Here is an 8395-nt window from a genome sequence, read left to right on the forward strand (position 1 = left end):
CCGAGTACGCCGAAGCGCCGATGCGCCTGCGACCGCGCGGGGAGTACGTCGGGCCGTGATCCGCCTCCTAGCCAGGTTGCTGGCTAGGCTGCCGCCATGATGTACACCGTCCTGGAAGGTGCGTCTTCCAGACTCAACCGGAGCACCGCCCTTCCGCCCGTCGACGCGGTGTACTGCCGCTCCGTGTGCCCGGTGATGACGTGCCCGCCGATCGTTCCGATGCGCTCAGGGACGGGGATGGGGTTGCATTACTGCAGGCCCCGTTGATGCGCCCACGCGCCGAGAGCTTGCGCAGCATCGGAGCGGCTGGTGTAGACCCGTTCGCGGTCTCGATGCGGAACACATCGCCGGACACATCCGCCGATCGCGCGACGGCGGCCTGCAGCTGCGAAACGCTATCTTCGCCCGTCGCGATCTCCTGCAGCGCCGCGACGCGAGGGGCGCTGAATAAGGACTGCGCGCGATGGTGCACTGTCTCCTGCCAGCGGAGTTTCTGCAGCGCCTGGTCGGCTTGCGCCTTCTCCAGGATGAGCGGGTTCCCAGATGCCAGGGCCTACGCCTCCGACGCGCACATCGCGGATTCGCCGATTTCTTCGATCTCGCGGCAGTCCGAGCCTCATCTCTGAGTCATTCCAATAATCCCCGGTGATGGAATTGCTTTCAAAGTGATACCCCAAGATGGGTAGGCTCGCGTCCTCAGTCACAGTGACCGTGGTTGCTTCTTCACCTGTCGCTGCATTCGCGACCGACGCTCATTATCGGCGTATGTGCGTTCACTCGTTGGGATGGTTCTCGAGAGATCCCCCCTGCCGCCCTCGGGGGACTGTGCAACCTGCCGCGGTTATCAACGGTTATGTCAAAAGTCTTTGCTGAGAATTGTTCTCCGAGCGACGGCCGTCGTTGACTCGCGAACGATCAGCTTCGGCTGGATCGTGTCGTGGCTGGAATCGGTGTCGCCCTCGATGGCGGCGATGAGTTGCTGCAGCGCCAGCTCGCCGAGTTCGGCGAAGTTCTGGCGCACCGTGGTCAGCGGGGGGAGGAAGTGTCGCGCATCGGACAGATCGTCGAACCCGACCACGTTCACGTCTTCCGGAACCCGGATGCCGCGGCCGTGCAGCCCGTGGATGATTCCCAGCGCGATCTGGTCGTTCGCCGCGAACACCGCGGTGGTGTCGGCCAGGCCGAAGGACTTGCCAAACTCGAAGCCGAAGTCCGACGTCCAGTCGCCGAGGATGATCGGTCCCTCCGGCAGACCCGCCTCGGCGAGGCACTCGCGCCAGCCTTCCATGCGCTCGCGGGCGTCGAACCAGTCCATGGGACCTGCGAGGTGGGCGATGCGGCGATGACCAAGCCCGATGAGGTGCCGGACGGCCAGTCGCGCGCCCTCGCGCTGATCGACGCCCACCGTGGGCCAGGCAGCATCCGCCTCGGCCTTGATGACGATGGTCGGAAGACCCGTCGTCTGCTGTCGCAGCAGATCGAGCGATGACTCGCGCGGGGCGATGACGCACAGCGCGTCGACCCCCTGAGTGACCAGCTCCATCACCCCGGAATCCATCCGCGACGCGTCGTCATCGCCGATCGAGAACGCGCTGACGGCGTACCCGACCTCGCGCGCCGCCTTCTCGAGGGCGCGGAGTGTGCTGTTCGGACCGTTCTGCACGGGCCCGTCGATAAGCACCCCGATTCTGTGGCCTCGCCGCGTGGCGAGCGCCCGAGCCGTCCAGCTCGGCGTGTAGTTCATCTCCTCGATGGCTTGCAATACACGCGCGCGCGTCGTCTCGCGGACGAAAGGGTACTCATTCATCACGCGGGATACCGTCTGGTGCGACACGCCGGCGCGTAGCGCGACGTCGTAGATGTTGGGTCGCTGCAAACCGCGACTCGAAGCTGGGGGCATCCCATATGTCCAATCGGTCTACGTCCACGCGCGGGCGGCGCCAATGCTCATGCTGGTCAGATGCCCCTGTCACGCAGCCACTGTTCGACAGAACGAGGTGTGATACCGAGCAGTGTCTGGGCCGAGCGAGATTCGTCGATGCGCTCGTCGGGCATCGACCATCGTGCGTGGTAGGACGCGACGACGGGCTCAACGCCTGCCGCTCCGAATATGGGGGTGATCAGCTTCCCGTAGTCGTCGGGGTTCTGGCTGATGAAGGTGACCGGTTCGTTCAGGTGGGCTGAGAATGCGTCGGCGAGGTCGTCGCCGAGCAGGGCCGGAAGCGCACCTGCCTCGACAACGCCCTGCACGTCGCGGTTGTCCGTGAGAAGTTTCACGGCGATGTCGGCCATATCCAGGTGAGAGACCCACGAGATGGCGTAGTCCTCGCGAATCGGATAGCGGAGGCTCCCCTCGACACGCACGGGCCCGAGGGTGACCGGCAGAAGCAGGTTCTCGAGGAACGTCTTCGGCGCAATGACCGCGTAAGACACCCCGGACTCCCTCAGCCTGTTGTGGAGGATACCGTGTGCAGTGATGGCCCCGTCGGGCAGGGTCAGTGGGTACCCGCTCGTCGAAAACACGACTCGCTTGGGGCGTGACTGTGCCACCGCGTCGCCTATCGCCGTCGCGAAGGCTGCCTGCTGGTCGGGGCTGCCTAGGGGCAGGTGAACGAACACGCCGTCCGCGTCCTGGTAAGCCTTGGCAAGGGATGCGACTGAATTGAAATCGACGGTAACGGCCTTGACGTCAGCTTTCGTCGTATCGCGCACCGCCGCCACTGCGTCAAAGCCTGCTGCAAGCAGGAGGGGGAGGATGGGGGCGCCCTGAGCGCCCGTTGCACCATGAATGATTAGTGTCATGAGACCATTAGTGCATACAACGCATCGGTTACTTCAAGTGCACTAAGGAGTCATGTGATTCAGGGCAGCGACCTGGCCGGAGCGCGGGATCGCCCGATTCCTATCGCTTCTCGATGGACCGTTGGCGACTCTGATCGTTCGAGAACTGCTGAATGGACCGTGCCGTTTCGGCCAGCTGAAGGATGCGCTGCCCGGTATCAGCGCTCACACGTTGACCGATCGGCTGCGCCGCTTCGAGGCCTACGGAATTGTCACCCGGACCTCGTATCCAGAGACTCCGCCCCGAGTGGGGCACGAGCTCATCAACCCACTCGCGGCCGACCGAGATCCTATTCGGTATGGGAATTCACGCCACTTATCGCGGAATAACACACCGCTGTCCTCGCGCTCGGTGAGGAGGTGTCGCGGTAGGGCCGCGCCTGTGAGCGGCGTCGGTTGCGTGCTCGCGCGGCTACGGCGTCCAGTCGATCAACGACTGCACTCGGTAGCTCTCGAATACAAAAGAGTAGGTGTCGAGCTTTCATTCCGTTGACGATCCAGTAGACCTCTCGGCCGCGCCGTCAGACGAACGATCGTGCTGACATGACGAGGGTTCGCCCGCCCACGTGCGGACGCACCCTCGTCGCCGAACGGGTCTTAGCCGCAGTTGCGCGCGGCGTAGTCGGCCGTCACCGTGTCCTGCACCCGCGCTCCGTTCACCTCGGTCGACACCGCAACGGTGGCACGGGATCCGACGAGGCTCCCCCAGACCACTCAGGGCGAGGCTCTCGACATTAGGGACGGCGCGGCCCGTCTCGCAACAGCCCACCAAGCGCCACCTATAACACCGGTTCGGATCGCAACCGCGACACGATTCCGTCACCGCCTTCAGCCGTTTGAAACGCCTGGATAGGCGTGAGATTCGGGGTCTTACCCGCTGAAATTCTCCCTTTTCATGAGTCGTGCGCGTGTGCGGCAGGAGCGACGGAGTGACACACACGCGCATGAATCATGAATGATGCATAGTCAGCTGCAGATGGCCGCCCCGTACTTGAGGTCGCTTCTGAGCGTCGGTCGCCCCTCCGCGGTGCCGGTCACCGATACAGAGCCGGCGACGATGGATGTGGCGCGAGATGTGAATGCGACGCTCGTCGTTCTTCCGGGTGCGAGGGCGGGGATCGACTTGGAGCCGTATGCGGTGGCGACAACGACGTCCACCGGCACCGTGTCGGCGTTCTTGACCGACACATTGACGTAGACCTTCTTCGTAACGCACCGAGTTGTCACCGTCGCGATCAGGTCGAGCTCGGCGACGGTGACATCGACAAGGGTCCAGCGCTGGGCCGAGGAGCCGCGGTACACCTGCTGCTCGGTCGTCGCGCCGTCGCCCGTGGCAGCTCCCGTCACGGCAAGCGCATGCGTAGAGAAACGGTTCGTGAGCGCAACCTGCCCGGCTGCGACCGGCGTAACCGCCCACTGCTGCTGCAGCACGTCTGCGTCGGACCAGATCGATGCTTTCGCGCCGGCGTTCCGCGATCGCCCCCCGATCTCGAGCGTCTTGCCACTGTTGACGCTCGTCAGGGTGTAATACCCGTCGACATCCGTTGCGAAGGACCACCGCTGGTTCGCCGCGTCCGAGTCGGTCGCCTGGACGACCGCAGCCCCATTCACCGGCGATTCTCCGAGAACGGTCAGAGCCTTGCCACTGTTGACGTTGATCAACTTGTAGACGCGGTCGGGGGCGACCGCGAAGGACTGACGTACCGGCTCGGCCTTGCGTCCGCCGACCCGCAATCCGGCGACGTTCGTGTACCCACCCGAACCGGCTTTCACCGTGAACCGGATGAAGCCCGCCATGACGGGCGGCCACTCGACGACCTTCGGAGTACGATCGGCGACCCACGTTCCGGAGGCGGCCGTGGTGAAGGTCACGCCGTCGGGGCTCGTGGATACCTCGAACGACGTGACGTCACCGTCGGTTCCGTTATCTCGGGACCACTGCTTTGGGAGGTACTCGAGCGTGGTGACTCCGTCGTAGACCCCGCCAAGGTCGAGAGTGATCGAGACCGGAACAGCAAGCGCCCCCGTTCCCGGCCAGGTGGACCAACAGGTCTGCAGGTTGCGGTCGGCGCGCCCGTCGATCGCAAAGTATGGCGGTTCGGGGTCACGGAATGCTGACGCGTAGGCGGCGACCGGGGTGATCAGGTACTCGGCTCGCAGCGGCTGCATCGGCAGTGCCCCGCGGGTGAGGTTGGGCGACCACGCCGCCCCCACCTCCGCCAGCCGCGTCACCACGCCGGGGTCGAGCTTGCCGTCCCGGTTGGGAGCGCAATTGAGGATGAAAGAGGTCCACTTCGCCTCCAGCCCCGTGATGTGGCCGACGATGTCATCCGTCGTCATCATCGGCTTCGTCGGGGTGGACGGATGCCAGAACCAGTCGCGGTCGCTGATGGTCTGGCCCTGGAGACCCGCCCACGTGTTACCCGCAGGGGCCTGGATGCCCAGCGGCTCCTCCCAAAAGATCGCGTCGCTGAGCCACGGCGTGAGCACGGCGCAGATGTCGACCATCACACAATCGGGCTGAAGCGTCTTGACCAAGTCTCGTACACGCTGCAGCGGCACCTGCTGGTTCCCCATCTGCCACGCGTAGCCGTCAAGCATGAACAGCTCGATCGGACCATACCCGGTCAGCAGTTCGGTGATCTGGTTGAGCACGTACTCGATCTGGGGCGGGTCCACGCCCGCGCTCGGATCGCTCACGTGGTAACCACCCGTAGCCTGCACGGGGTAGGTGCGATCCCAGATAGAAAAATAGAATCCGACTTTGAGGTTTCGGGAACGGAACGAGTCGACGTACTGCCTGACGACGTCGCGCTTGTACCCCGAGTTCATGACGTTCTGTGATCCGTATTTGGTCGGCCACAGTGCGAATCCGTCATGGTGCTTGGTCGTGAGCACTCCGTAGCTCATGCCGGCTGCGACAGCGGCATCCGCCCACTGGTCGGTGTCGACCGAGGGAGGGGCGAACAGCGACGGGCTCTGGTTGGGCGCCGCCCACTCCTCATCGGTGAACGTGCCAAGATTGAAGTGGTTGAACATGCCGAAACGCATGTCGACCACCTTCTGCAGAAGGGCTTGAGTGTCCCACCCCGCGCCCATCGCGGCAGCCTGGAACACCGCCTTCGGAACACCCGCTGCCGTCAATTGCGCGAACGCGGGCCGCCCTCCACCCCCTATAGCGGGGATCAGGAGCCCTGCGGCGGAAGCGCCCGCTACTCCAAGAAACGATCGGCGGTCAAAAGTGCCTGACGACATTGTCTGAACTCCATCTGAGTCTGCACCGCGCACTGTTAGCGCGAACATAATGTCCGACGGACTATAGCACGGATCCAGCAAATGGCAAGCCGAGACCCGATCGCTGACGTACCTAGAGGCGATGATGCGCGTGATTCTTGCCAAAGGGCTTCTCGTCGCATCTGGGCCGGCTAGCACGAGTAGCGAGCACGGAATGCTCATACGCCGATACCTTCCCGGCGCCCTGACGACCGGCAGATCCGTGGCGACCAAGGTGGTGGCGCAAGCCGTTACCGACGCCTGGGCCAGGGCGGGCTCGGTCGGGTAGCCATGTCACCGTTTCGTACTCCACCAATGGAGTGGCCTTCGTGGCGGTGGGCGGTGCGGTCACTCTTCCCGGGCTGGCGGCCGCTCCGGATGCCGGTGTCTTCTCGACCTCCCATGATCCGCCCCGATACGACGTGAATGAGTTCACCGTTCCGACCGTTCAGTTGAAACGCTGAAGGAAGCCCCGGGCGCGACCCGCCAGGTCGCACCCGGGGCTTCGTCGTGCCGGACCGCCCATCTGCACGGACAATTACAGACCCGGAGCACCACTCCCTTCGTCCTCTCCGGGCCGCTCGATCGTCGACCGACGTCAGTAGGAGACGCAGCCCGCGGACCACCACTCCCCGTCGCCGCGCTCGGGATGAGCGACGGCGGAGAGCCCACTGGAGCCTCTCGACGAACGCCACCCGGCACCTCCTCGACCACGCCACGATCCACGCGGTTGAGGCAATATTCGACCTGTCCACTCGGTAACTTCCGCAAACATCACATGTATGATCTAATGGCTGTGCTCGCTCCGAGCCATCGCCACAGTCGTCGATACGTAAAGGACCCGTCATGGCCACTCCGCTCCCCGCCTTCCGAGGCAGGCGTCCGCGCCGCCTCCTCCTGAGCGCGACGGCAACGGCCGCCGCCTGCGGTCTCCTGCTCACCGGATGCTCCTCGGAGGATGCAGGTGGCGGGTCGGAGTTCGGCTTCGTCGCCGCTGTGCAGGATCCAGACAGTGCGATCACCGTCTGGGTCGACGCCGCCCGCGAGCCTGCCGCCGCCGCTTTCCAGGCTGCGAACCCCGACATCGAGATCAACGTCGAGACCTACGACGGAGGGGCCGACGGGTCAGGATCGTTCCAGACCAAGGTGAGCGCGTTCGACCAGGCGGGCGAGGGGTGGCCCGACGTAGTCTTCTCGACCCAGAACACCGACGCGTCGTGGGCGAGTCAGGGCGAGACCCCCTTCGCAGCCGTCCTGGACAAGGGTTTCCTCGATGACAAGTTCCTCTCGGGCTTCACTCCCGGCGCGCTGGACCCCCTGACCGTGGACGGCTCGCTCTACGGCCTCCGCAACGACCTCGCGCAGAACGTCCTCTGGTACGACCAGTCCCTGCTCGATGAGTTCGGCTACGAGCTCCCCACGACATGGGAGGAGTACGAGGCCCTCGGCGAGAAGGTGGCCGCGGAGCACCCCGGCTACATCGTCGGATCCGTCGGCGACTCCTGGGCTCCCGAGGTCTACTTCTGGGGTGCCAAAGCACCCGTGAACCAGGTCGAGGGCGTGAACGAGATCTCGGTCGACACGACAGACGAGCGCGCAGTCAAGATGGCCGGGCTCCTCGACACCCTGATCGACAACGGCACCGTCGTGCAGGACAGCGTGTTCGGGTCCGACTTCGTCAGCACCTACGCCGGTAAGGTCCTGCTCATGCCCGGCCCGATCTGGTACTCCGGCGCCATCTTCCAGAACCCCGACAACCTCGCCTCGGCCCCCGGCACCATCGGAGCGGGCCTCCCGCTCGCGTGGGACGGCGAAGACCCGGTGACCGGCAACGTGGGCGGCGGCACCTGGTTCGTCTCCAGCCACTCCAAGAACCTGGAGGCCTCGAAGGCGTTCGTCGAGTTCGTCACAAGCGACCCCGCCTACCAGGTGGAGCTCTCGCCCGGTTACCCCGCCTACGCCTCCGCCGGGAACGCCTGGCTCGACAAGCAGGCCGCCAGTGGATTCTTCGCCGGCGACTTCGCCGCGGACGTCCGCGCCTCCTCAGGTCTGGTCTGGGAGGGCTGGGGCTATCCCCGCTTCTCGCAGGCGGCCATCTGGGCCAAGACGGTCACGCCGGAGCTCGCTGCCGGCGCCTCGCTCGTCGATACCCTGCCCGCCTGGCAGACCGCGATCGAGAACGAGGCGCAGGTCAACGGATACACGGTGGCGAAGTAGCCGTGACCGCTCTCGCTGCAGCCGCCGCTGCCGCCGACCCCCTCCAGGGTCGGGGGCAGCCGCC

The 8395-nt window shown here is 65.0% G+C and carries 5 protein-coding genes; 2 read left to right on the top strand and 3 right to left on the bottom strand.

From position 1 onward, the window contains the following. Nucleotides 1-856: 856 nt before the first annotated feature. On the bottom strand, nt 857-1900 hold the full coding sequence (locus IFR11_RS15860; RefSeq protein WP_191916825.1) for a LacI family DNA-binding transcriptional regulator: 1044 nt from the start codon (nt 1898-1900) through the stop codon (nt 857-859). A 56-nt stretch (nt 1901-1956) separates the two neighbouring features. After that, entirely contained in the window at nt 1957-2802 is an 846-nt protein-coding gene (locus tag IFR11_RS15865; protein ID WP_191916826.1) for an SDR family oxidoreductase, read from the bottom strand. 121 nt (nt 2803-2923) lie between these two features. On the opposite strand from IFR11_RS15865, the gene IFR11_RS15870 reads away from it, so the two are divergent. Next, nucleotides 2924-3334 (top strand): winged helix-turn-helix transcriptional regulator, encoded by a 411-nt coding sequence (locus IFR11_RS15870; RefSeq protein ID WP_244630835.1) that lies wholly within the window; start codon nt 2924-2926, stop codon nt 3332-3334. Between the two features lie 473 nt (nt 3335-3807). Here IFR11_RS15870 and IFR11_RS15875 read toward each other — a convergent pair whose 3' ends face one another. Next, the gene (locus tag IFR11_RS15875; protein WP_197979091.1) at nt 3808-5892 is read right to left on the bottom strand and encodes an alpha-L-fucosidase; all 2085 of its coding nucleotides are present in this window, start codon (nt 5890-5892) and stop codon (nt 3808-3810) included. 1068 nt (nt 5893-6960) lie between these two features. On the opposite strand from IFR11_RS15875, the gene IFR11_RS15880 reads away from it, so the two are divergent. Continuing rightward, nucleotides 6961-8331, top strand: a complete 1371-nt coding sequence (locus IFR11_RS15880; RefSeq protein WP_191916828.1) for an ABC transporter substrate-binding protein — start codon at nt 6961-6963, stop codon at nt 8329-8331. Nucleotides 8332-8395 lie beyond the last annotated feature (64 nt).

The sequence above is a fragment of the Microbacterium sp. CFBP 8801 genome, from assembly GCF_014839455.1.
Classification (GTDB): Bacteria; Actinomycetota; Actinomycetes; order Actinomycetales; family Microbacteriaceae; genus Microbacterium.